Origin of the sequence: Achromobacter ruhlandii (assembly GCF_902859695.1) — a bacterium.
GTDB lineage: Bacteria > Pseudomonadota > Gammaproteobacteria > Burkholderiales > Burkholderiaceae_B > Achromobacter > Achromobacter ruhlandii.
The window spans coordinates 444,476-466,060 of the sequence record NZ_CADIJL010000001.1 but is presented as its reverse complement, the minus strand read 5'-3'; the positions used below and the strand labels follow the sequence as shown (position 1 = coordinate 466,060).

At 66.5% G+C, this 21,585-nt stretch carries 19 protein-coding genes and 1 other RNA gene; 5 read left to right on the top strand and 15 right to left on the bottom strand.

Annotated elements, in window-relative coordinates; translation table 11 throughout:
• Positions 1 to 52: 52 nt before the first annotated feature.
• From HV742_RS02045 to gyrA, 14 genes are all read right to left on the bottom strand, one after another.
• Complete coding sequence (locus HV742_RS02045; protein ID WP_175144358.1) at positions 53 to 571, bottom strand: ComEA family DNA-binding protein; 519 nt, start codon at positions 569 to 571, stop codon at positions 53 to 55.
• Between the two features lie 193 nt (positions 572 to 764).
• On the bottom strand, positions 765 to 1,754 hold the full coding sequence (rfaD, locus tag HV742_RS02040) for an ADP-glyceromanno-heptose 6-epimerase (protein ID WP_049072350.1): 990 nt from the start codon (positions 1,752 to 1,754) through the stop codon (positions 765 to 767).
• Positions 1,751 to 2,692 (bottom strand): D-glycero-beta-D-manno-heptose-7-phosphate kinase, encoded by a 942-nt coding sequence (gene rfaE1, locus HV742_RS02035; protein WP_053085994.1) that lies wholly within the window; start codon positions 2,690 to 2,692, stop codon positions 1,751 to 1,753. Before rfaE1 ends, rfaD begins: the two co-directional genes overlap by 4 nt.
• Positions 2,689 to 3,906: a lipopolysaccharide assembly protein LapB gene (lapB, locus tag HV742_RS02030; RefSeq protein WP_068979908.1), complete on the bottom strand. Its 1,218-nt coding sequence runs from the start codon at positions 3,904 to 3,906 to the stop codon at positions 2,689 to 2,691. The genes rfaE1 and lapB overlap by 4 nt, the downstream gene beginning before the upstream one ends.
• 61 nt (positions 3,907 to 3,967) lie before the next feature.
• Positions 3,968 to 4,282 (bottom strand): lipopolysaccharide assembly protein LapA domain-containing protein, encoded by a 315-nt coding sequence (locus tag HV742_RS02025; RefSeq protein WP_049072347.1) that lies wholly within the window; start codon positions 4,280 to 4,282, stop codon positions 3,968 to 3,970.
• Positions 4,283 to 4,473: 191 nt separating this feature from the next.
• Positions 4,474 to 4,833 (bottom strand): integration host factor subunit beta, encoded by a 360-nt coding sequence (locus HV742_RS02020; RefSeq protein ID WP_049072346.1) that lies wholly within the window; start codon positions 4,831 to 4,833, stop codon positions 4,474 to 4,476.
• Between the two features lie 3 nt (positions 4,834 to 4,836).
• Positions 4,837 to 6,549: a 30S ribosomal protein S1 gene (gene rpsA / locus HV742_RS02015; protein ID WP_026382780.1), complete on the bottom strand. Its 1,713-nt coding sequence runs from the start codon at positions 6,547 to 6,549 to the stop codon at positions 4,837 to 4,839.
• A 287-nt stretch (positions 6,550 to 6,836) separates the two neighbouring features.
• Positions 6,837 to 7,526, bottom strand: coding sequence for a (d)CMP kinase (cmk, locus tag HV742_RS02010; RefSeq protein ID WP_054416847.1), 690 nt, complete (start codon positions 7,524 to 7,526; stop codon positions 6,837 to 6,839).
• A gap of 30 nt (positions 7,527 to 7,556) precedes the next feature.
• Positions 7,557 to 8,879, bottom strand: a complete 1,323-nt coding sequence (aroA, locus tag HV742_RS02005) for a 3-phosphoshikimate 1-carboxyvinyltransferase (protein ID WP_175144357.1) — start codon at positions 8,877 to 8,879, stop codon at positions 7,557 to 7,559.
• A gap of 5 nt (positions 8,880 to 8,884) precedes the next feature.
• Positions 8,885 to 9,787 (bottom strand): prephenate dehydrogenase, encoded by a 903-nt coding sequence (locus HV742_RS02000; RefSeq protein ID WP_100504031.1) that lies wholly within the window; start codon positions 9,785 to 9,787, stop codon positions 8,885 to 8,887.
• Complete coding sequence (hisC, locus tag HV742_RS01995; RefSeq protein ID WP_049072339.1) at positions 9,784 to 10,905, bottom strand: histidinol-phosphate transaminase; 1,122 nt, start codon at positions 10,903 to 10,905, stop codon at positions 9,784 to 9,786. Before hisC ends, HV742_RS02000 begins: the two co-directional genes overlap by 4 nt.
• A gap of 7 nt (positions 10,906 to 10,912) precedes the next feature.
• Positions 10,913 to 11,998, bottom strand: a complete 1,086-nt coding sequence (gene pheA, locus HV742_RS01990; protein ID WP_054416843.1) for a prephenate dehydratase — start codon at positions 11,996 to 11,998, stop codon at positions 10,913 to 10,915.
• Positions 11,991 to 13,121, bottom strand: a complete 1,131-nt coding sequence (serC, locus tag HV742_RS01985; protein ID WP_063581213.1) for a 3-phosphoserine/phosphohydroxythreonine transaminase — start codon at positions 13,119 to 13,121, stop codon at positions 11,991 to 11,993. The genes pheA and serC overlap by 8 nt, the downstream gene beginning before the upstream one ends.
• Positions 13,121 to 15,778, bottom strand: coding sequence for a DNA gyrase subunit A (gene gyrA, locus HV742_RS01980; protein WP_049072335.1), 2,658 nt, complete (start codon positions 15,776 to 15,778; stop codon positions 13,121 to 13,123). Before gyrA ends, serC begins: the two co-directional genes overlap by 1 nt.
• Positions 15,779 to 16,191: 413 nt before the next feature.
• Between gyrA and ompA the strand changes: the two genes are divergently transcribed.
• From ompA to ssrA, 5 genes are all read left to right on the top strand, one after another.
• Positions 16,192 to 16,785 (top strand): outer membrane protein OmpA, encoded by a 594-nt coding sequence (gene ompA / locus HV742_RS01975; protein WP_049072334.1) that lies wholly within the window; start codon positions 16,192 to 16,194, stop codon positions 16,783 to 16,785.
• Positions 16,786 to 16,931: 146 nt separating this feature from the next.
• Positions 16,932 to 17,660: a bifunctional 2-polyprenyl-6-hydroxyphenol methylase/3-demethylubiquinol 3-O-methyltransferase UbiG gene (gene ubiG / locus HV742_RS01970; RefSeq protein ID WP_063584881.1), complete on the top strand. Its 729-nt coding sequence runs from the start codon at positions 16,932 to 16,934 to the stop codon at positions 17,658 to 17,660.
• Entirely contained in the window at positions 17,657 to 18,331 is a 675-nt protein-coding gene (locus HV742_RS01965) for an HAD-IA family hydrolase (RefSeq protein WP_049072332.1), read from the top strand. The genes ubiG and HV742_RS01965 overlap by 4 nt, the downstream gene beginning before the upstream one ends.
• Before the next feature lie 381 nt (positions 18,332 to 18,712).
• Positions 18,713 to 19,888, top strand: coding sequence for an MFS transporter (locus HV742_RS01960; protein ID WP_175144356.1), 1,176 nt, complete (start codon positions 18,713 to 18,715; stop codon positions 19,886 to 19,888).
• 90 nt (positions 19,889 to 19,978) lie between these two features.
• Positions 19,979 to 20,367: a transfer-messenger RNA gene (gene ssrA / locus HV742_RS01955) on the top strand.
• Between the two features lie 105 nt (positions 20,368 to 20,472).
• Here the strand turns inward: ssrA and HV742_RS01950 are convergent.
• Entirely contained in the window at positions 20,473 to 21,366 is an 894-nt protein-coding gene (locus HV742_RS01950) for a cation diffusion facilitator family transporter (protein WP_175144355.1), read from the bottom strand.
• Positions 21,367 to 21,585: the final 219 nt, after the last annotated feature.

The following is a 21,585-nucleotide window of genomic DNA, read 5'->3' as shown; positions in this document are numbered from 1 at the left end:
GCCGCGCTCGCGCCAGGGGTTCAACACAGCGCCGGGATCGGGCCGGCGCGGATCAGGGGCGTGGCCGGGCCGCGGCCGGCCCACCCGCCCGCGTCGCCCCCGCCGCCTTCGCGGCCACGGGCGGCTTGACCGCCGCCGCGGCCGCGGGCGGATGGCCGACGGGTCGGGCACCGGCCGGCTTGGTCACGCCATCCGCGGCCTTGGACGCGGAACCGGCCTCGCCCACCGTCAAGCCGGCGGCGCCCAGGGCCTCGGCCTTCTTCTGGCTGATGCCGCGCACCCGCTCGGCCAGGTCCTGCAAGGACTCGAACCGGCCGGCTCGTTCGCGCTCGCTGACGATCATCTGCGCCGTGCGCGGGCCGATGCCGCGAATGGCCTCAAGCTGTTGCGCGGTGGCGTCGTTCAGATCGAGCGCCTGCGCCGGCGCGTGCGCCACGCCGGCGGCCAGCAGGGCGGCGCCCAACGCCCGGCGCAGGCCGGGCTGGCAGCGTCCTGTGACGGCGGCGCACGAACGCCGCCACGGCAACGCCGGCAGGCGACGGGCGATGGGGGAATAGAGGAAGGGATTCATGGACAGGTCTCCGGAAAAAAAGCGGCGCAACGGCTGTGGCGCCACCTCCGGATCATGGCCCGCCGGAACAGGCCGGCGGGCGCGCAGTGAACGGTTTGATCCACCTCGGCAACCACGCAGGCAAGAAAAAAGCCGCCTGTCGCGGCGGCTTCTTACCCCGGGCGCCCCCCCCCCGGGACGGCCACGTGCCGGCTTACTTGCGGGCGCGCCAATAACGCACGTACTCGGACACGCCGGTCTGCACATCGCGCATGGGCGCCTTGAAGCCGGCCGCGCGCAGGCGGGTGACGTCGGCCTGCGTGTAGCTCTGGTAGCGCCCTTTCAGGTCGTCGGGGAACGGGATGTAGCGGATCAGGTCCAGCTCCACCAGTTGTGCCAGCGTCAATTGCGCTTCGCCGCGTTCGGCGCGCAGGGTATTGACCACGGCCGCCGCGACGTCATTGAACGGCTGGGCGCGGCCCGTGCCGCAATTGAAGATGCCCGATTGTTCGGGATGGTCGAGGAAATGCAGATTCACCGCCACCACATCCTCCACCGAAATGAAGTCGCGGCTCTGGCCGCCATCCACATAGCCGTCCCAGCCGGCGAACAGGCGCACGTGGCCATGTTCCAGGAACTGGTTCATGTTGTGGAAAGCCACCGAGGCCATGCGGCCCTTGTGCTGCTCGTGCGGGCCGTAAACGTTGAAATAGCGCAGGCCCACGACCTGCGCGGTCAGGCTGTCCATGCGCTTGCGCAGCACCTGGTCGAACAGCAGTTTCGAATAGCCGTAGACATTCAGCGGACCTTCATTGGCCGGGTCTTCCACGTAGACCGAGGAGCCGCCGTAGACCGCGGCCGACGAGGCATACAGGAAAGGAATGCGGCGCGCCTGACAGAACTCGAACAGCTCCAGCGTGACGCGGTAGTTGTTGTCGAGCATGTAGCGGCCATTGCGCTCGGTGGTGTCCGAGCAGGCGCCCTGATGCAAAACGGCGCGGATCTCCGGCAGGCTGCCATCGGCGACGCGGCGGCGAAAGTCGTCCTTGTCCAGGTAGTCGGCGATCTTGCAGTCAACAAGATTGACGAACTTGTCGCCCTCGGTCAGGTCATCGACCGCGATGATGTCTTCGATCCCGCGGCGGTTCAGGCCGCGCACCAGGTTGCTGCCAATGAAGCCCGCGGCTCCGGTAACAACGATCATGAGAGTTCTCCTGCCAGTTCGGCGGCGGTGACAACGGACGTGCCCAGCTTGCCCACGGCGATGCCGCCGGCCCGGTTGGCCCAGCCCATGGCATCCGCCCACGGCAGGCCGATGGCGCGCGAGACGGCCAGCGTCGCCAGCACGGTATCGCCCGCGCCGGACACGTCGAACACCTCGTGCGCCTGCGCGTCGATGTGCTCGCGGCCCGTGTCGGTAAACAAAGTCATGCCCTGCTCGGAACGCGTCACGAGCAAGGCTTCCAGGTCCAGATCGGCGCGCAGGCGCTGCGCCCGATCGGTCAGTTCGGATTCGGAATTCCAGCGGCCCACGGCCTGCTGCATTTCGGAACGGTTGGGCGTGACCAGCGTGGCGCCGCGATAGCGCGAATAGTCATCGCCCTTGGGATCGACCAGCACCGGGATGCCGGCGCTGCGGGCCAGCGCGATCAGCGACTCGACCCGCGTCAGCACGCCCTTGGCGTAGTCGGACAGCACCACGATGTCGTGATTGGCCAGGTGACGCGCCAGGGCGGCATCGATGCTGTCGAGCGCTTCCGGCGCCGGATGCTGTTCGAAGTCGACGCGCAGCAACTGCTGCTGGCGGCCCAGCACGCGCATCTTCAACGTGGTGTGCAGGCTCAGGTCGGTGATCAGGTCGGCCTGGATGCCGGCCTCGGCGGCCAGGCGGCGCACGCTGTCGCCAGCCTCGTCCTCGCCCAGCACGCCCACCAGCGTGACATGACCGCCCAGCGCGGCGACGTTGCGCGCCACATTGGCCGCGCCGCCCAGGCGGTCCTCGCGGCGCGCGACGCGCACCACCGGCACCGGCGCCTCGGGGGAAATACGCTCCACCTCGCCAAACCAGTAACGGTCCAGCATGACATCGCCCACCACGAGCACGCGGCTATGCGAAATGGATTCGGCGGGAAATTGGCTCATTCAAGTTCTTCCAGACGACGCGGCGCGTAGGTTTCCCAGGCATTGCAGCCAGGACATTGCCAGTAGAAACGGCGCGCTTGAAAACCGCAGCTCCGGCACGCGTAGCGGTCCAGTCGTTGCGTATGCTTGTGGATCAGGCTGCGCAGCAGCGTGAGGTCGGCTCCGGGCACGGGGCCCTCTTCGGTGGCGCCTTCCGAGTTGGCCAGTTCGGCCTCCAGCAGACGGTCCAGGCCAAGCAGCGAGGGATGGCTGCGCAGGGCGCCGCGGGCAAAGGCCCAGGCCGGCGCCGAGCCCTGCTGCACGCGCAACTCGCGGAACACAACATTGAACAGGTCGAGCGAGGCATGGCGGGCGTACTGGCGCTGCAACAACTCCAGCCCGGCCTCAGCCTGGCCCGCGGCGCGGTAGTTGGCCAGCAACTGCTCGGCCACCAGGCCGGCGTACTCGGGGGCGTCGGTCATGACCGACTCCAGGTACAGGCGCTCGCGCTTGGGATCCTGCTCGATCAGCGCCAGGCGCGCGCGCAGCATCGCGGTGCGCACCATGGCGCCCTTGCTCGACATGCCGGCATCTGCGGTCGAGAGGGCGTGGTCGGCGGCATCCAGGGCGGCGTGCGCGGCATCGACATTGGGCGGCTTGGCGGCCAGCGCGGTCGCGGCCTGCTCACAGTAGTAATGCACGATCTGCGGCACCGGCTCGTCGACCAGGCCATGCAGCGTCTTGACGGCCTCGATGGCGCGCGGCCAGTCGTGCTCGGATTCGTAGATGCGGATCAGCGAGCGCAGTGCCGGCAAGGCATAGCGGGTGTCCTTGAGCTGCTCGAAGCCGCTTTCGGCGCGGTCGAGCATGCCGGCCTTGAGGAAATCCTGCGCCAGTTCATGCTGGGCGTGCTCGCGCTCGGCGGCGGGCAGGTCGGAACGGTTCAGCAGGCTCTGGTGCACGCGGATGGCGCGCTCCATTTCACCGCGGCGGCGGAACAGGCTGCCCAGCGCGAAGTGCAGTTCGGTGGTTTCGGGATCGAGCTTGGCCACCTCGACGAACGCGTCGATGGCGCGGTCGGGCTGCTCGTTGAGCAGGAAGTTCAGGCCCCGGAAATACGAATCGGGCAGGCTGCGGGTTTCCCGCAGCATCTGCCGGATGTCGAAGCGCGCGGCCAGCCAGCCCAGCGCGAACAACACCGGCACGAATATCAACCACCAAGGTTCAAAATCCACTATGCGGGCTCTTGCGTAGATTCAATGCGGAAAAGAAAGGCCTGCGGACAGCGCGGCGCCGTCACAGCGGCGACATGGGCGCGACGGCTTCCGGCGGCACGGCCGGCGTGGTGCCGGCCACGGCGGCCTGCACGCGGTCGAGTTCGCGGCGCAGGCGGATGGCCTCGCGGCGGCGGCGCATGGCGGCGGGCACGGTCAGCAGCAGGCCGAACAGGGCGCCGACCACGAACACCACCAGCATGACGACGATCAGCGGCACATCCTGCACCACGTAATCGGCATAGAACTTCACGGCGACGGGATCGGTGTTCTTCAACGCGAACATCAGTACCGCCACGAACACGAGCAATCGCAGGGCCCAGACAAGGTAGCGCATGACGCATGCTCCTAAAAATTCGAGAGGGTCAATTGTAAGCGACCTCCACACCTCGTGTATCGCCCTTCAAAGGCACGCCTTCGATGGTCGCCACGCCCGTGGGCGGGAAGCCCAAAAACAAAGCCCCTTGATTGCTCAAGGGGCTTTGCTCGCGGTCCGATCCGCCCGCAGGCGGCTTGCTGGCCGTGCCGTCAATGCATGGCGTGCAAGCTTGCCATGGACGGCATCGGTTCGCTCGATCCAGAGGATTGAGCGTCCTCGTCGTTGCCGCCGACCAAGTCCACCCGCTCGCGCAATTCCTTGCCCGCCTTGAAGTGCGGCACCTGTTTGCCAGGCACCAGCACTTGTTCGCCGGACTTCGGGTTGCGGCCGATACGGGGAGACCGCTGCGACAGCGAGAAGCTGCCAAAACCGCGGATTTCGATGCGCTGGCCCGAGGCCAGGGCCTGGGTCATCGCATCGAGCACGGTCTTGACCGCGTAATCGGTGTCGCGGGCGGCCAGCTGAGGATAGCGGGCCGCCAAGGCGGCGATCAGCTCCGACTTGGTCACGAATTAACCGTCGTTGCGCTGTTGGTCCAGCTTGGCCTTCAGCAGCGCGCCGAGGTTGGTGGTGCCGGACGAAGCGCTGGCGTCGGACATGCGCTGGATCGTTTCGGCGGTTTCGGCGTTGTCGCGGGCCTTGATCGACAGCTGGATCGAACGCGTCTTGCGGTCGATGTTGACGATCATGGCTTCGATGTTCTCGCCGGCGGTCAGCACGGTGGTGGCATCTTCGACGCGGCCCGAGGAGATCTCGGAAGCGCGCAGGTAGCCCTCGACGTCCACGGACAGCGTCACGACGGCGCCCTTGGCTTCGACCGACTTGATGGTGCCCGGAACCACGGCGCCCTTGTCGAACGTGGCAACGAAGTTGTTGAAGGGGTCGCCTTCCAGCTGCTTGATGCCCAGCGAGATGCGTTCCTTGTCGGTATCGATGCCCAGAACCACGGCTTCGATCTCGTCGCCCTTCTTGAAGTTGCGCACGGCTTCTTCGCCGGTTTCCGTCCACGACAGGTCGGACAGGTGAACCAGGCCATCGATGCCGCCGGGCAGGCCGACGAACACGCCGAAGTCGGTGATCGACTTGATGGCGCCGCGGACCTTGTCACCACGCTTGAAGTTGGTGGCGAACTCTTCCCACGGGTTCTGGCGGCACTGCTTCATGCCCAGCGAGATGCGACGACGGTCTTCGTCGATTTCCAGGACCATGACTTCGACTTCTTCGCCCAGGGTCACGACCTTGCGCGGATCAACGTTCTTGTTGGTCCAGTCCATTTCGGAGACGTGCACCAGGCCTTCGATGCCGGCTTCGACTTCAACGAACGCGCCGTAGTCGGTCAGGTTGGTAACCTTGCCGAACAGGCGGGTGCCTTGCGGGTAGCGGCGAGCCAGGCCCACCCACGGATCTTCGCCCAGTTGCTTGACGCCCAGCGAGACGCGGCTCTTTTCCTGGTCGAACTTGAGGACCTTGGCTTCGACTTCCTGACCCACTTGCAGGACTTCGGACGGGTGACGCACACGGCGCCAGGCCATGTCGGTGATGTGCAGCAGGCCGTCGATGCCGCCCAGGTCCACGAACGCGCCGTAATCGGTGATGTTCTTGACCACGCCCTTGACCACCGCACCTTCGTGCAGGGTTTCGAGCAGCTTCTGGCGCTCTTCGCCCATGCTGGCTTCCAGCACCTGGCGACGCGACAGCACGACGTTGTTGCGCTTGCGGTCGAGCTTGATGACCTTGAATTCGAGGGTCTTGCCTTCGTACGGGGTGGTGTCCTTGACCGGACGCAGGTCCACCAGCGAACCCGGCAGGAACGCGCGGATGCCGTTGGTCATGACGGTCAGGCCGCCCTTGACCTTGCCGGTGATGGTGCCGGTGACCAGCTCGCCGTTTTCCAGGGCCTTTTCCAGTTGCAGCCAGGCCGACAGGCGCTTGGCGCGGTCACGCGACAGGATGGTGTCGCCGTAGCCGTTTTCCAGGGAATCGATGGCCACCGAGACGAAATCGCCGGGTTGCACTTCGAGCTCGCCCTGGTCATTCAGGAACTCTTCCAGGGGGATCAGCGCTTCGGACTTCAGGCCGGCGTTGACGACGACGAAGTTGTGGTCGACGCGCACGACTTCGGCGCTGATGACCTCGCCGGACTTCATGTCCTGGCTCTTGAGGCTCTGGGCGAAAAGGTCGGCGAAGCTTTCGCCGCCGGTGGCGGTAGTGGAAACGGAAGACATGGGGTTGAAATCCATTGGGCCGAAATGGCCGTTAAAAACACACCGCAGCGGATTGCCCGCCACAGTGGAGTCAAAATACCTGCCTGCCGGTTTGCCCTTGCGGGGTGTCCCGTGGGGGTGTCGCCTGGCCAGGACAGGGCCGATAAAAAAGACTGGCGGGTGCCTGCGCCGTAAGCCTCATGCGTTTCATGTGCGTCGATTCATGTGCGTCGATTCATGTGCATCGACTCATGCGCTTGATACACCGCGCTCGATACGCCACACTTGATACGCCACACTTGATACGCTTAATGCGTCGGGCGGGCCTGCCAGAGATCCAGTATTGCCTGCACGGTTTCCGCAATCGTCAGATTCGACGAATCCAGCACGTGTGCATCCGCTGCGGGAGCCAAGGGCGCCGTGGCGCGCTGCGTGTCGCGGGCATCCCGCTCGCGCATATCCCGCAAAAGGTCGTCTAGATTAGCAGAAATTCCCTTTTCGATCAACTGCTTACGCCGCCGCTCAGCCCGCGCGACCACATCGGCCACCAGGAACACCTTCAGGGACGCATCAGGGAACACCACCGTGCCCATGTCGCGGCCGTCCGCGACCAGCCCGGGAAGCAGGCGGAAAGCGCGCTGGCGCTCGAGCAGCGCCTGCCGCACCCCGGGAAAAGCGGCCACGCGGGAAGCGAAATTGCCAACGGCCTCGCGCCGGATCTCATGGCCGACGTCGGCGCCCTCCAGGTAGACATGGGGGCCGTCGAAACGCACGTCCAGCGTCTCGGCCACGCGGGCCACGGCGGGCTCGTCGGCCGCGTCGACGCCGCGGTTGATCGCCGCCAGGGCGGTCAGCCGGTAGAGCGCGCCGCTGTCCAGCACCGCCCAGCCCAGCGCCTTGGCGACGCGGTGGGCGACGGTGCCCTTGCCCGAGGCGGTCGGGCCGTCGATGGTGATGACGGGAGCAGCGGAAGTCACGATCGGATCAGTCGAAGTCATGTAGGGAAAATGGGCCGGAGCCCGTGGTCGCTACGCCGACACCAGGCCGGCGTAGACATCAAAGTAACCCGGGAACGTCTTGCTGACGCAACCCGGATCCAGAATCCGCACCGCCGCCGGGCCAAACGCGGCCAGCGAGAAGCACATCGCCATGCGGTGGTCGTCCCAGGTGCCGATGTGCGCATCGCCCCAGCCCCCCTCGGCGGGCGGCGTCACGCTCAGCCAATCCGGCCCCGATTCCACCCGCGCGCCCAGCTTCTCCAGCTCGGTCTGCATGGCGTGGATGCGATCGGTTTCCTTGACGCGCCAGCTGCCGATATTGCGCAGGCGGCAGGGGCCATCGGCGTACAGCGCCAGCGCGGCGGCCGTCATGGCGGCGTCGGGAATCAGGTTGAAATCGGTGTCGAAGGCCTTCAGCCGACCGCCCTCGGCCACGCGCACGCCGGTCACTTCGATCCAGCCGTCGCCGTAGGTCACGCTCGCGCCCATGGCAGCCAGGGTCTCGGCGAATTTGACGTCGCCCTGGATGCTGCCGGCGCCCACGCCGGTCACCCGCAGCGGACCGCCGCCGATGGCGCCCAGCGCCAGGAAATACGACGCGGTGGAGGCATCGCCCTCGACCGCGATGCGGCCCGGGCTGCGGTAGCGGGCGCCGCCGGCGATGGTGAAGCGGCTCCAGCCATCGCGCTGCACGGTCACGCCGAAACGCGCCATGAGATTCAGGGTGATTTCAATGTAGGGCTTGGAGATCAGTTCGCCCAGCACCTCGATCACCACCGGCTGGCCGCTCTGGCCGGCCTGCAGCGGCGCGGCCATCAGCAAGGCGGTCAGGAACTGGCTGGAGACCGAACCTTGCACCTGCGTCACGGCCGACGTCGCGATCTCGCCGCGGCCGATATGCAGCGGCGGGTAGCCAGGCTGCCCCAGGTAGTCAATGCGGGCGCCGAGCGCCTTGAGCGCATCGACCAGGTCGCCGATGGGACGCTCGTGCATGCGCGGCACGCCGGACAGGCGGTAGTCGCCGCCCATCAGCGCCAAGGCCGCCGTCAGCGGCCGGATGGCGGTGCCGGCGTTGCCCATGAACAGGTCGGCGCTGTCGACCGGAAAGCGGCTCACGCCGCGCACGGTGACGCGGCCCTCGGCCAGCTCGGACACCGCCACGCCCAACTGCCGCAGGGCGGCCAGCATCACGCGGGTGTCATCCGAATCCAGCAGCCCCGTGATGGCGGTCTCGCCCTCGGCGATGGCTGCGAGCAGCAACACGCGGTTGGAAATGCTCTTGGAGCCGGGCAAGGCCATGACGCCCTGCGCGCGCCGCACGCGCGGCAGATCCAGGAAAGGCAACGCGCCCATGTCGATTACTCCTTGCGCCAGTTGCGGCGCGCCTGCGCCGCCGTGTCCAGCAATGCCAGCAAGGCCGCGCCGTCGCCGCCATCGATCGCGCGCTCGGCCCGATCCAGCACGGCGCGCACGGCCGCCAGCTCGGCCAGCATGGCGTTGCGGTTGGATAGAAAGATATCGCGCCACATCTCGGGCGATCCCGCCGCGATGCGGGTGAAATCGCGAAAACCGCTGCCGGCCAGCGCCAGCCGCGTGGCGGCGTCCTCGGCGGTCGCGACCTGTTCCATGTACACCGACGACAGCAGGTGCGGCAGGTGGCTGACCGACGCCAGCACCCGGTCATGCGCGCCGGGCTCCATGTCGATCACTTGCGCGCCACAGGCCCGCCACGCGTCGCGCACCAGGGCAATGGCGGCGGCACTGTTCTCGGCCAGCGGCGTCAGGATGACGCAACGCGCCTGGTACAGGTCGGCATCGGCGGCCTCGGGGCCGCTGCGCTCGGCGCCGGCGATGGGATGGCCCGGCACGAACTGGCCGATGCGCGCGCCCAGCGCCAGGCGGGCGGCATCGACCACCTCGGCCTTGGTGCTGCCGCCGTCGGTCAGCAGCGTCGCATCACGCAGATGCGGCAGCATGCGCGCCAGCATGTCCTTCAGGCCGCCCACGGGCGTGGCCAGGAACACCAGGTCGGCGCGGGCGGCGGCCTCTTCGGCGCTGACGGCTTCGTCGATCAGGCCCAGCTCCACCGCGCGCGCCAGCGACGCGGCATTGCGGCCCACGCCCAGCACCCGTCCCACCTGCCCCGCCCGGCGCAAGGCCGCGGCGAAGGAACCGCCGATCAGGCCCACGCCGACAACGGCCAACACAGGAATCAGGGGGCCAGCGGCCCCCTGATTCGGCTTGGAGGAAGCGCCGTTCATTCGGACAGGATGGCGGTCAGCGCGTCGATGAAGCGGGCGTTTTCCTGCGGCAGGCCGATGGACACGCGCAGCCACTCGGGCAGGCCGTCGCCGGCCACGGGGCGCACGATCACGCCGCGCTTGAGCAGCGCCAGATTGATGCGCGGCGCATCGCCCACGTGCACCAGCACGAAGTTGCCGTAGCTGGGCACGTAGCGCAGCTTGAGGCGGTCGAAGGCTTCGCACAGCTGCGCCTTGCCGGCCTTGTTGGACGTGTACGCCTGTTCCAGGTAGGCGGCATCGCCCAGCGCCGCCACGGCGGCGGCCTGCGCCAGCGTGTTGACGTTGAACGGCTGGCGCACGCGGTTGAGCAGGTCGGTCAGGGCCGGCTGCGCCACCGCGAAGCCCACGCGCAGGCCGGCCAGGCCGTAGGCCTTGGAGAAGGTGCGCGAGACGATCAGGTTGGGATAGCGGCGCACCAGCGCGGTGCTGTCGAACCGGAATTGCGGTTCCAGGTATTCGTTGTAGGCCTCGTCCAGCACCACCGTGACGCGATCGCCGTGGGCGGCGTGGACGCGCTCCAGGAACGCGGCCACCTGGTCGCCCGGCACGAAGGTGCCGGTGGGGTTGTTGGGGTTGGCGATGAACAAAAGGCGCGTGTCGTCGGCGATGGCCTCGAACATGGCGTCCAGGTCATGGCCGTAGTCCTTGGCCGGCACCACGATGTGGCGCGCGCCGCGGGCCTGCGTGGCCAGGCGGTAGACCGCGAACGAATGTTGCGCGTAGACCGCCGACGTACCCGGCTCCAGCAGCGCCAGCGCTGCGATTTCCAGGATGTCGTTGGAGCCGTTGCCCAGCGTGATCCAGTTCATCGGCACTTCGTAGCGCGCGGCCAGCGCGGCCTTCAGATCGAAGCCGTTGGGGTCCGGATAGCGCGCCAGCGACTCGGCGGCGGCCAGCATGGCGGCGCGCGCCGACTGCGGCATGCCCAGCGGGTTCTCGTTGGAGGCCAGCTTGACGATCCCGGCCGGATCCAGCCCGAATTCGCGGGCCAGTTCCTCGATGGGCTTGCCTGCCTGGTAAGGCGCGATGGCGCTGACGTGCGCGGGAGCGGCGAGAGGCTTGGAGGTGTTGGTCATGGAGGACTCACGGCGCCGGGTAGGAACCCAGCACTTTCAGGTAGGCAACCTGCGCCCGCAGGGTATCCAGGGCGAGCGCGACATTCGGATCGTTGCGATGTCCCAGGACATCGACGTAGAAATAGTATTCCCACTCGCCGGTGCGGGCCGGCCGCGACTCGAAGCGCGTCATCGACACGCCGTTGGCCGCCAGCGGCGCCAGCATTTCATAGACCGCGCCCGCGCGATTCGGCACCGCCAGGATCAGGCTGGTCTTGTCCTTGCCGCTGACCAGCGGCTCGATGTTGCCGATGGCCAGGAAGCGCGTGCGGTTGTGCGGATCGTCCTGGATGCCGGCGCTGACGACCTGCAGGTTCCAGGCCGGCGCGGCCACTTCGCCAGCGATGGCGGCGATGGTCGGATCGGACGCGGCCACGCGCGCGGCCTCGGAATTGCTGGCCGCGGCGACGCGTTCCAGGTCCGGGTAATTGCGCGTCAGCCAGCCCTGGCATTGGGCCAGCGCCTGCGGATGGGCAGAGATCGTCTTGATGCCGTCCATGTTGCCGGACTGCGACATCAGGCAATGGCGGATGACCAGGGAACGCTCGCCCAGGATGCGTAGCGGCGTGTTCAGCAGCAGGTCCAGGCTGCGGTTGACCGCGCCCTCGGTCGAGTTCTCGACCGGCACCATGCCGACGTCGGCCTGCCCCGCCTCGACGGCGCGGAAGACTTCGTCGAACGACACGCACGGCAGCTTCTGCACCGCGTGGCCGAAATGCTCCAGCGCGGCCTGCTCGGAAAACGAGCCCTGCGGGCCCAGGTAGGCGACGGTCATGCCGCGCTCCAGGCCACGGCAGGCCGAGATGATCTCGGTCCAGACCGAGGCGACGCCGGCCGCGGGAAACGGACCGGGGTTGAGTTGCTGCAGCCGACGGATGACCTCGGCTTCACGCTCGGGGCGCAGCACCGGGCCGTCGGCATGGGCGGCATGCTTGGCTTCGCCCACTTCCTGCGCGGCGCGGGCGCGCTGCGACAGGAGGTCCAGGATCTGGGCATCGAGCGCGTCGATGCGGTCGCGCAAGGGGCGCAGCTTGCGCTGCAGGTCGTCATCCATAGCGGCGCTCGAATTCCTTCAGGTACTCAACCAGCGCGGCCACGGCGGCCAGCGGCACGGCGTTGTAGATCGAGGCGCGCATGCCGCCCACGCTCTTGTGGCCCTTGAGCTGGGTCAGGCCGGCCGCGTCGGCGCCTTGCAGGAAGGCGTCGTTGAGCGATTCGTCGCGCAGCACGAACGGCACGTTCATGCGCGAGCGCACGGGGGCGTGGATCGGATTGCGGTAGAAGCTGGTGCTATCGAGGTAGCCGTAGAGCAGTTCGGCCTTGGCCTTGTTGGCCGCTTCCATGCCGGCCACGCCGCCATTGGCCTTGACCCACTTGAACACCAGCCCGGCGATGTAGATCGCGAAGGTCGGCGGCGTGTTGTAGCGCGAATGCTCGGCGGCCACGTTGGCGTAGTCAAAGGCCGACGGGCAGATCGGCAGCGCATGGCCGATCAGGTCGCGGCGGCAGATGGCCATGGTCACGCCGGCCGGGCCGGCGTTCTTCTGGGCGCCGGCGTACATCATGCCGCAGCGGCTCACGTCCATCGGACGCGACAGGAAATGCGAGGAGGCGTCGACCACCAGCGGCACGTCGGGCGCGCCGAGCGCGGCCGTGTCGGGCCAGTCCAGGAATTCGACGCCGCCGATGGTCTCGTTGCTGCACAGGTGCAGGTACGCCGATTCCTTGCGCACCTTCCAGGTGTCGACCGGCGGCACCCAGGTGAACGGCGCCTGTTCGCGCCCGTCCAGCTGCGTTGCCTGGCCGCTGGTGGCCGCGACCTGCGCGTCACCATAGCGGCCGGCTTCCTTGTGGGAACGCGAAGACCAGTGGCCGGTCACGACGAAGTCGGCCGCCGGCGTGCCGCGCCGCCCCATGAGATTCATGGGAACGATGGCGTTCTCCCCGGAACCCCCGCCCTGCATGAACATCACCGCGTAGTCGGGAGACAGGCCGAGCAGATCGCGCAGGTCGCTTTCCGCTTCGTCGCAGATCTGCACGAAGTGCTTGCCGCGATGGCTCATTTCCATCACGGACATGCCACTGCCGTGCCAGTCCAGCATTTCCGCAGCGGCTTGCTGCAGTACCACCTCGGGCAAGGCCGAGGGGCCTGCCGAGAAGTTCCAGGGGCGGGCCATTATTGCTCCGTAGGTTCCGTCGAATCCGTTGCAGCGGCGTCGCCGTTGCCCTCTTCCTGGCCGTCGTCCAGGTCTTCGCTGTCATCGTCCGCATCGCTTTCGACCACGCGGCGCACGCCGGACAGCGAGCTGCCGTCGTCGACGTTGATGAGGGTGACGCCTTGCGTGGCGCGGCCCATTTCGCGGATTTCCGCGACCCGGGTGCGCACCAGCACGCCGCCGGTGGTGATCAGCATGATTTCATCCGACGGCATCACCAGCACGGCGCCGACCACCTTGCCATTGCGCGAGCTGGTCTGGATGGCGATCATGCCCTTGGTGCCGCGGCCATGGCGCGTGTACTCGGTGATCGGGGTGCGCTTGCCGTAGCCGTTTTCGGTGGCGGTCAGCACGCTCTGCGTTTCGTCCCCGGCCACCAGCAGCGCGATCACGTTCTGCGTGTCCTCGAGCATCATGCCGCGCACGCCGCGGGCGTTGCGGCCCATCGGGCGCACGTCGTTCTCGTCGAAGCGCACGGCCTTGCCGGCGTCCGAGAACAGCATGACGTCGTGCTTGCCGTCGGTGAGATCAGCGCCGATCAGGTAGTCGCCATCGTCCAGGTCGACCGCGATGATGCCGGCCTTGCGCGGGTTGGAGAAGTCGGACAGCGGGGTCTTCTTGACCGTGCCGCGCGAGGTCGCCATGAAGACGTAGTGGTCTTCGCTGAATTCCTTGACCGGCAGCACCACCGTGATCTTCTCGCCTTCGGCCAGCGGGAACATGTTGACGATCGGCTTGCCGCGCGAGTTGCGCGTGCCTTGTGGCACTTCCCAGACCTTGAGCCAGTAGACCCGGCCACGGTTCGAGAAGCACAGCAGGAAGTCATGGGTGTTGGCGATGAACAACTGGTCGATCCAGTCGTTTTCCTTCATCGCCGTGGCCTGCTTGCCGCGGCCGCCGCGCTTCTGCGAGCGGTACTCGGACAGCGGCTGGCTCTTGATGTAGCCGCCGTGCGACAGCGTCACGACCATGTCGGTGGGCGTGATCAGGTCTTCGGTGTCGAGTTCGGTCGCGTTCAGCTCGATTTCCGAGCGGCGCGTGTCCTTGGCGCCGGTGGAGAACTCGGCCTTGATGGCCTGCAGCTCTTCGCCGATGATGGTCGTGATGCGCTCGGGACGGGCCAGGATGTCCAGCAGGTCGGCGATGGCGGACATGACGTCCTTGTATTCGCCAACGATCTTGTCCTGCTCCAGGCCGGTCAGGCGCTGCAGGCGCATGTTCAGGATTTCCTGGGCCTGGGTATCGCTCAGGCGGTACAGGCCGTCGCCCTGCAGGCCAAACTCGGCGCCCAGGTCGTCCGGACGGAAGGCCGCGCGGCCTCCCGGCGTATCGCCGTCGGCGCGCGACAGCATTTCGCGCACCAGCGAGGAATCCCACGACTTGGCCATCAGTTCCTGGCGCGCGACGGGAGGCGTCGGCGCGGCCTTGATGATGGCGATGAAGTCGTCGATGTTGGCCAGCGCCACGGCCAGGCCTTCCAGCACGTGGCCGCGTTCGCGGGCCTTGCGCAGCTGGAACACGGTGCGGCGGGTGACCACTTCGCGGCGATGCTGCAGGAAGTAGTCGATCATCTGCTTCAGGTTGAGCAGGCGGGGCTGGCCGTCGACCAGCGCCACCAGGTTCATCCCGAAGGTGTCCTGCAGCTGCGTGTTCTTGTAGAGGTTGTTCAGCACCACCTCGGGCACTTCGCCGCGCTTGAGCTCGATCACCAGGCGCATGCCGTCCTTGTCGGACTCGTCGCGGATGTCGGAAATGCCTTCGATCTTCTTGTCGTTGACCAGCTCGGCGATGCGTTCCTGCAGCGTCTTCTTGTTGACCTGGTAGGGGATCGCGTCGACCACGATGGCCTGGCGGTTGCCCTTCTCCATGTCCTCGAAGTGGGTCTTGGCGCGCATGATGACGCGGCCGCGACCGGTGCGATAGCCTTCGCGCACGCCGGACATGCCATAGATGACGCCGCCCGTGGGGAAGTCCGGCGCCGGGATGATCTCCATGAGTTCATCGACCGAGCACGCGGGATTGCGCAGGCAGTAAAGGCAGCCGTCGACCACTTCCTGGAGGTTGTGGGGCGGAATGTTGGTGGCCATGCCGACCGCGATGCCCGAACTGCCGTTGACCAGCAGGTTCGGCAGGCGCGAGGGCAGCAGCAGGGGTTCTTGCTCGCTGCCATCGTAGTTGGGACCGAAGTCGACCGTTTCCTGGTCGATGTCCGCGAGCAGCTCATGGGCGATCTTGGCCAGGCGGATTTCGGTGTAGCGCATCGCGGCGGCGTTGTCGCCGTCGATGGAACCGAAGTTGCCCTGGCCGTCGACCAGCATGTAGCGCATGGAGAAATCCTGCGCCATGCGGACGATGGTGTCGTAGACGGACTGGTCGCCGTGGGGGTGGTACTTACCGATGACGTCCCCGACGATACGCGCGGACTTCTTATAGGCGCGGTTCCAGTCGTTGTTGAGCTCGTGCATCGCGTAGAGCACGCGCCGGTGGACGGGCTTGAGCCCGTCCCGCACATCCGGTAGCGCCCGCCCGACGATCACGCTCATCGCGTAATCGAGGTAACTGCGGCGCATCTCTTCTTCCAGCGATACCGGAAGCGTCTCCTTGGCAAAGGAATCCATATATATAACGACAGAATCGTGTAAGGAGGAACCCGGGCCGGGTAAACAGGAAATTCTATCATTCGATTGGGATCGCGGCCCCAAGGGCCCCGAGCGGCCATCGGCGCGGCCCCGCACGCGGATGTCGGCGGCAAGCGGCACCGGCACGTTCGCCAACGTCCGGCGAGCCTGTTGTCAAAAACCAACATGGCAAACGGATGGAGCGCGGAAAACGTCATATCCAGCACCAATGCGGCTGTCCAGGGAAGCCAAAGCCCCCCAAATGCCTTAAGATTGTTTCCAGCACGCAGGAAACCCAGTAGCTATTCCTTTGAACCAGCTCTTGGCGTTGCTATACTGGCCCCGTTTTCCTGATATGCGGCGGGGGTTCGCTGCGAGTCACTTATCCAGCTTCAAGCTCAACGAGGAGAAACATGAACAAACCCTCCAAATTCGCTCTGGCGCTCGCCTTCGCCGCCGTCACGGCCTCGGGTGTAGCCTCGGCCCAGTCCTATCCGCAGACGGTGGACAACTGGCGCAATCCGTTCGGTAACGTTTGGAAGAACGGTACGAACGAACTGTGCTGGCGCGATGCGTTCTGGACCCCGGCCACCGGCATCCCCGGTTGCGACGGCGTTCCGGTCGCTCAACAGAAGGCGAAGCCGGCCCCGATGGCGGCCAAGGTCGTGTTCAACGCTGACACGTTCTTCGACTTCGACAAGTCGACCCTGAAGCCCGAAGGCCGTCAACTGCTGGACCAAGTCGCCCAGCAAGCTCGCGGTATCGAGCTGGAAACCATCATCGCCGTCGGCCACACCGACTCGATCGGTACGGACGCCTACAACCAGAAGCTGTCCGAGCGTCGTGCCGCTTCGGTCAAGGCCTACCTGGTCAGCAAGGGCATCGATCCGAACCGTATCTACACGGAAGGCAAGGGTAAGAAGAACCCGATCGCTTCCAACAAGACGAAGGAAGGCCGCGCCCAGAACCGTCGCGTTGAAATCGAAATCGTGGGTAGCCGCAAGTAATTGCCGGACTAGCTACAATAAAGGGCCTCGCATAGCGAGGCCCTTTTTTTCGCCCGGCTTGCACCAACACGGTGCAATCAACCCGGCGCCCGCGAGCGCCGCCGTCCCGCTCTATATATAGAGTGCCGCCTTATGCTGGACCGCCCATGAGCCCCCACACTTCCGACTCCGCCCAAGCCACCATCAACGCCGACCAGGCCGAACTGGACAAGTTCGCCGCGCTGGCCAGCCGTTGGTGGGACCCCGAAAGCGAATTCAAGCCCCTGCACGCCATCAACCCCTTGCGCCTGGAATGGATCCAGGAAAGCGTGGGCAGCCTGGCGGGCAAGAAGGTGCTGGATGTCGGCTGCGGCGGCGGCATCCTGTCGGAAGCCATGGCCCGCGGCGGGGCGGACGTCACGGGCATCGACCTGGCCGACAAGTCGCTCAAGATCGCCAAATTGCACGGACTGGAATCAGGCGTCAAGGTCGAGTACCGCAAGGTGCCCGTGGAGCAATTGGCGGCCGAGCAGCCGGGCCAATACGACGTGGTCACCTGCATGGAAATGCTGGAACACGTGCCGGACCCGGCCTCCATCGTGCGCGCCTGCGCCGCGCTGGCCAAGCCGGGCGGCTGGGTGTTCTTCTCGACCCTGAACCGCAATCCGAAGTCGTTCCTGTTCGCCATCATCGGTGCCGAATACGTGCTGCGCCTGCTACCGCGCGGCACCCACACCTACGACATGTTCATCAAGCCGAGCGAACTGGCATCAGCCGCCCGCGGCGCCGGCCTGGAACCGGTCGGCATGCGCGGCATGGAATACAACCCGATCACCCAGATCTATTCGCTGACGTCCGACACTTCGGTCAACTACCTGATGGCTACCCGCAAATGAGCGCCCTGATCCTGTTTGATTTCGACGGCACGCTGGCCGACACCGCCCCCGACCTGGCCGCCGCCGCCAACCAGCAGCGCACCCGCCGCGGGCTGGAACCCCTGCCCTACGAAACGCTGCGCCCGGTCGCGTCACAGGGCGCGCGCGGCCTGCTGCGCGTGGCGTTGGGGCTGAAGCCGGGCGATGACGAGTACGAGCCGACCCGCCTGCAGTTCCTGGAAGACTACGCCGCCAGCTCCACGGTCCACAGCAAGCTGTTCCCGGGCATCGAGGCGTTGCTGTCCGATATCCGCCAGCGCGGCCTGTCATGGGGCATCGTCACCAACAAAGTCACCTACCTGACCCTGCCGATCGTCGAGCACCTGAACCTGACCCGTGACAGCGCCGTGCTGGTCTGCGGCGACACCACCGCCCACGCCAAGCCGCATCCGCTGCCGCTGCAGCACGCCGCGCGCGAGGCGGGATTCGCCACCGACCGCTGCGTCTACGTCGGCGACGACCTGCGCGACATCCAGGCGGCGCACGCGGCCGGGATGCCGGCGGTTGCCGCCGCCTACGGCTATGTCGGCGAAGAAGACAACATCAGCACCTGGGAAGCCGAGACCTGCGCCAACACGCCAGCCGAGCTGTGGACGGCGATCGCGCCGCTGCTGCCGCGCGATCTGCGTTGAAGCATCGTCATCCGCGCTGATCTCCCCCGACTCGCATCGCCGCCCTGCCCGGCGGCATGCGGGCCGGCATGACAGGAGCACGGTCGGATTAGTTGGCCTGACCGAACAATTTATCCGGCCCAAAAGGGTTTATCCCTGGCGGCCGGTGAATTAAAGTACCTTCAATGCAGGGCAATGCGGGTGCCTCCCGATTGCCTTTCCCGGCCAAGGCCGGATGCCGCGCGGCCACGCCCGCACGGCGATTCTCGTTACGCATCGACGGCTTGCCGCCCTCATGCGCCCGCGCGCCGACGTCTCCCCGGCGCGCAACCTGGACCTTTTAGACCTTTCATCCACTCACCGCGTGTTGCCTCACGGCTTCGCGCGTACCTGGAATTGCCCATGCTTTTGCCCATCCTGTTACTTTCGGCCGCCGGCTTCACCATCCTGACCACCGAATTTCTGATCGTCGGCCTGCTGCCCAGCCTGGCCCGCGACCTTGATGTGACGGTGTCCCAGGCCGGCCTGCTGGTGTCGCTATTCGCCTTCACCGTGGCCGCCACCGGCCCGCTGCTGACCGCGCTCATGGCCAATATCGAGCGCAAGCGCCTGTTCATCAGCGTGCTGGTGCTGTTCGGGCTGTCCAATGCCCTGGCCGCCGTGGCGCCGAATATCTGGGTCATGGCAGTGGCCCGCTTCGTGCCGGCGCTGGCGCTGCCGGTTTTCTGGTCGCTGGCCAGCGCCACCGCGGTGGAACTGGTGGGCCCGGCCCGCGCCGGCCGCGCCATCTCGATGGTGGCGTTCGGCATCGTCGCCGCGACCGTCTTCGGCATTCCCATCGGCGTGCTGATTTCCGATGCGTTCGGCTGGCGCGCGGCCTTCGGCGTGCTGTCCGCGGTGGCATTCGCCAAAGCGCTGTTGTTGCTGCTGGCCTTCCCCAGCACTCGCATCCGCGCCGAGAACGTGAAATTGGTGACGCAGCTGCGCATCCTGCGCAGTCCGATCGTGGTCGGCCACGTGCTGCTGTCGCTGCTGGTGTTCACGGGCATGTTCACCGCCTATACCTATCTGGCGGACATGCTGGAACGACTGGCCGGCTTCAATGGCCAGATCGTCGGCTGGACCATGATGGCGTTTGGCGCCGTCGGCCTGATCGGCAACACCCTGGGCGGCCGCATGGTCGACCGCAGCCCGCTGGGCGCCACCGCCCTGTTCTCGTCGCTGATGGCGGTCGGCCTGGCGTTCGTGGCGCCGGTGATGCAATCGCACGGCCTACTGGCCGTGGCCCTGACGATCTGGGGCATCGCCCAGGCAGCCCTCTTCATCGTCTGCCACGTGCGGCTGATGAAGTCGGCGCCCGAAGCGCCCGCCTTCGCCGCCTCGCTCAACATCTCGGGCGCCAATATCGGCATCGGCCTGGGCGCGGTGGTCGGCGGCCACGTGATCGACCAATACGGGCTGGCTTCGCTCGGTTGGGCGGCGGCGGTCATCGTGGCGATCTCGGTCGCCCTGGCCTTCGTGCTGATGGCGGCTTCACGCGCGCGCCCCGCCGGCAAGGCGGCCTGCGCCAACGCCTGACCTCCGATTGAGGCCTGCGCGCCACGCCTCACCCGGCGGGCGCGGAAACACAGCGGACTATCGCGTTTACCAGTACAATAGGAAGTTCTTGGGGCCGATCCGGATTCGACGTGGGTCGCGAAACAACTCAGGGCATGCCGAGCACCAGTACGCTCGTTAAACCACTGGAACACTACAAACGCCAACGACGAGCGTTTCGCTCTCGCCGCTTAAGCGGTGAGCCGCTGCACTGATCTGTCCTTGGGTCAGGCGGGGGAAGGCAACTTCCCAGGGGGGCAACCCTCGAACCGCAGCAGCGACATTCACAAGGAATCGGTTTGAACTGGGGTCACACGGTTCAAATTTAAATTACGTGAATCGCTCTGGTCCGGCCTGTCGGTTGGCTAAGTCCAGGGTTAAAACCAAATAAATCGACTACGCATGTAGAACTGGTTGCGGAGGGCTTGCGGACGGGGGTTCAATTCCCCCCGGCTCCACCAAATTTCCGCCATAGCGCCAAATGGCCGACCTTCACGGGTCGGCCATTTTTTTTGGCGGCCGCCACCGAGCGGGCGTCCACAACGCTTGCTGTCCGCCCGCCGTGCTCAGTGGATATGCTCCTGTTCCGAACGGTCCGAACGCTCCACCTGCAGCGTCGTGTGATGCAGGTCGAAGCCCGCCTGCAGGCGGCGCTCGATCTCCAGCCGGACAGCCTCGCCGTCGGCGCCCGCGGCCAGCACCACGTGGCCGGTCAGGAGCGGCTGCTTCTGCGTGATCGCCCACAGATGGATGTCATGCACGCTGGCAACGCCATCGGTGCCGGCAATGGCGTCGCGCACCGCATTCAGGCTCATGCCGGGCGGCACGCCTTCGAGCAGCAGGTTGATACATTCGCGCAGCAGCACCCAGGTGCGCGGGAACACCATGAAACCGATCGCCACGGCCAGCGCCGAATCGACCCAGCGCCAGTCGGTCAGCCAGATGATCACGGCCCCCGCGATGACGGCGACCGAGCCCAGCATGTCGGCCCAGACTTCGAGATAGGCGCCTTTCACGTTCAGGCTGTCGTCCTTGGAGCCGGCCAGCAGCCGCATCGACACCAGGTTGATCACCAGCCCGGCGATGGCGACGGCCAGCATGCCCGCGGACTGGATATCCGGCGGCGTCTCGATACGCCGCCAGGCTTCGTACAGGATATAGAACGCCACGCCCAGCAACACCAATGCATTGACCGCGGCCGCCAGGATCTCGAAGCGCGCATAGCCGTACGTGCGCATCAGGTCCGCGGCCTTGCGGCCCGCGCGGATCGCGATCAGCGCCAGCAACAGCGCGATGGCGTCGGTCATCATGTGCATGGCGTCGGAGATCAGCGCCAGGCTACCGGTCCACAGGCCTCCGACGATCTCCACCACCATGAAGGTGCTGGTCAGCCCGAACGCGAGCCATAGCCGGGATTCGGGCAGCGCCCGCGCGTCGGCGTGCTCATGGCCGCCGCTCATGCCCGCTCCCCCGAAACGGCCGTGGCGCGGGCGTGGATGTGGTGGCTTTCCAACAGGGTTTTCGGCGAATCCATGGCGCTACGCTCCGGCTGAGGTGGGGCGGCACCGTGGCGGGGGTGCCATGGCCGTATGAGAAAGCCTGAAGTCACTGCAAGGTCAAGCGGTGTTCAGGCGCCCTTGAGGCATTCAAAGATTGCAAGTGTTTTGGAAACTTGACGC

Excerpts from the sequence above, each read along its gene's own strand:
- HV742_RS02045 (WP_175144358.1), bottom strand. The coding sequence starts at position 571 with ATGAATCCCTTCCTCTATTCCCCCATCGCCCGTCGCCTGCCGGCGTTG.
- rfaD (WP_049072350.1), bottom strand. The coding sequence starts at position 1,754 with ATGATCGTTGTTACCGGAGCCGCGGGCTTCATTGGCAGCAACCTGGTG.
- rfaE1 (WP_053085994.1), bottom strand. The coding sequence starts at position 2,692 with ATGAGCCAATTTCCCGCCGAATCCATTTCGCATAGCCGCGTGCTCGTG.
- HV742_RS02025 (WP_049072347.1), bottom strand. The coding sequence starts at position 4,282 with ATGCGCTACCTTGTCTGGGCCCTGCGATTGCTCGTGTTCGTGGCGGTA.
- rpsA (WP_026382780.1), bottom strand. The coding sequence starts at position 6,549 with ATGTCTTCCGTTTCCACTACCGCCACCGGCGGCGAAAGCTTCGCCGAC.
- cmk (WP_054416847.1), bottom strand. The coding sequence starts at position 7,526 with ATGACTTCGACTGATCCGATCGTGACTTCCGCTGCTCCCGTCATCACC.
- aroA (WP_175144357.1), bottom strand. The coding sequence starts at position 8,879 with ATGGGCGCGTTGCCTTTCCTGGATCTGCCGCGCGTGCGGCGCGCGCAG.
- HV742_RS02000 (WP_100504031.1), bottom strand. The coding sequence starts at position 9,787 with ATGAACGGCGCTTCCTCCAAGCCGAATCAGGGGGCCGCTGGCCCCCTG.
- hisC (WP_049072339.1), bottom strand. The coding sequence starts at position 10,905 with ATGACCAACACCTCCAAGCCTCTCGCCGCTCCCGCGCACGTCAGCGCC.
- pheA (WP_054416843.1), bottom strand. The coding sequence starts at position 11,998 with ATGGATGACGACCTGCAGCGCAAGCTGCGCCCCTTGCGCGACCGCATC.
- serC (WP_063581213.1), bottom strand. The coding sequence starts at position 13,121 with ATGGCCCGCCCCTGGAACTTCTCGGCAGGCCCCTCGGCCTTGCCCGAG.
- gyrA (WP_049072335.1), bottom strand. The coding sequence starts at position 15,778 with ATGGATTCCTTTGCCAAGGAGACGCTTCCGGTATCGCTGGAAGAAGAG.
- ompA (WP_049072334.1), top strand. The coding sequence starts at position 16,192 with ATGAACAAACCCTCCAAATTCGCTCTGGCGCTCGCCTTCGCCGCCGTC.
- ubiG (WP_063584881.1), top strand. The coding sequence starts at position 16,932 with ATGAGCCCCCACACTTCCGACTCCGCCCAAGCCACCATCAACGCCGAC.
- HV742_RS01965 (WP_049072332.1), top strand. The coding sequence starts at position 17,657 with ATGAGCGCCCTGATCCTGTTTGATTTCGACGGCACGCTGGCCGACACC.
- HV742_RS01960 (WP_175144356.1), top strand. The coding sequence starts at position 18,713 with ATGCTTTTGCCCATCCTGTTACTTTCGGCCGCCGGCTTCACCATCCTG.
- HV742_RS01950 (WP_175144355.1), bottom strand. The coding sequence starts at position 21,366 with ATGAGCGGCGGCCATGAGCACGCCGACGCGCGGGCGCTGCCCGAATCC.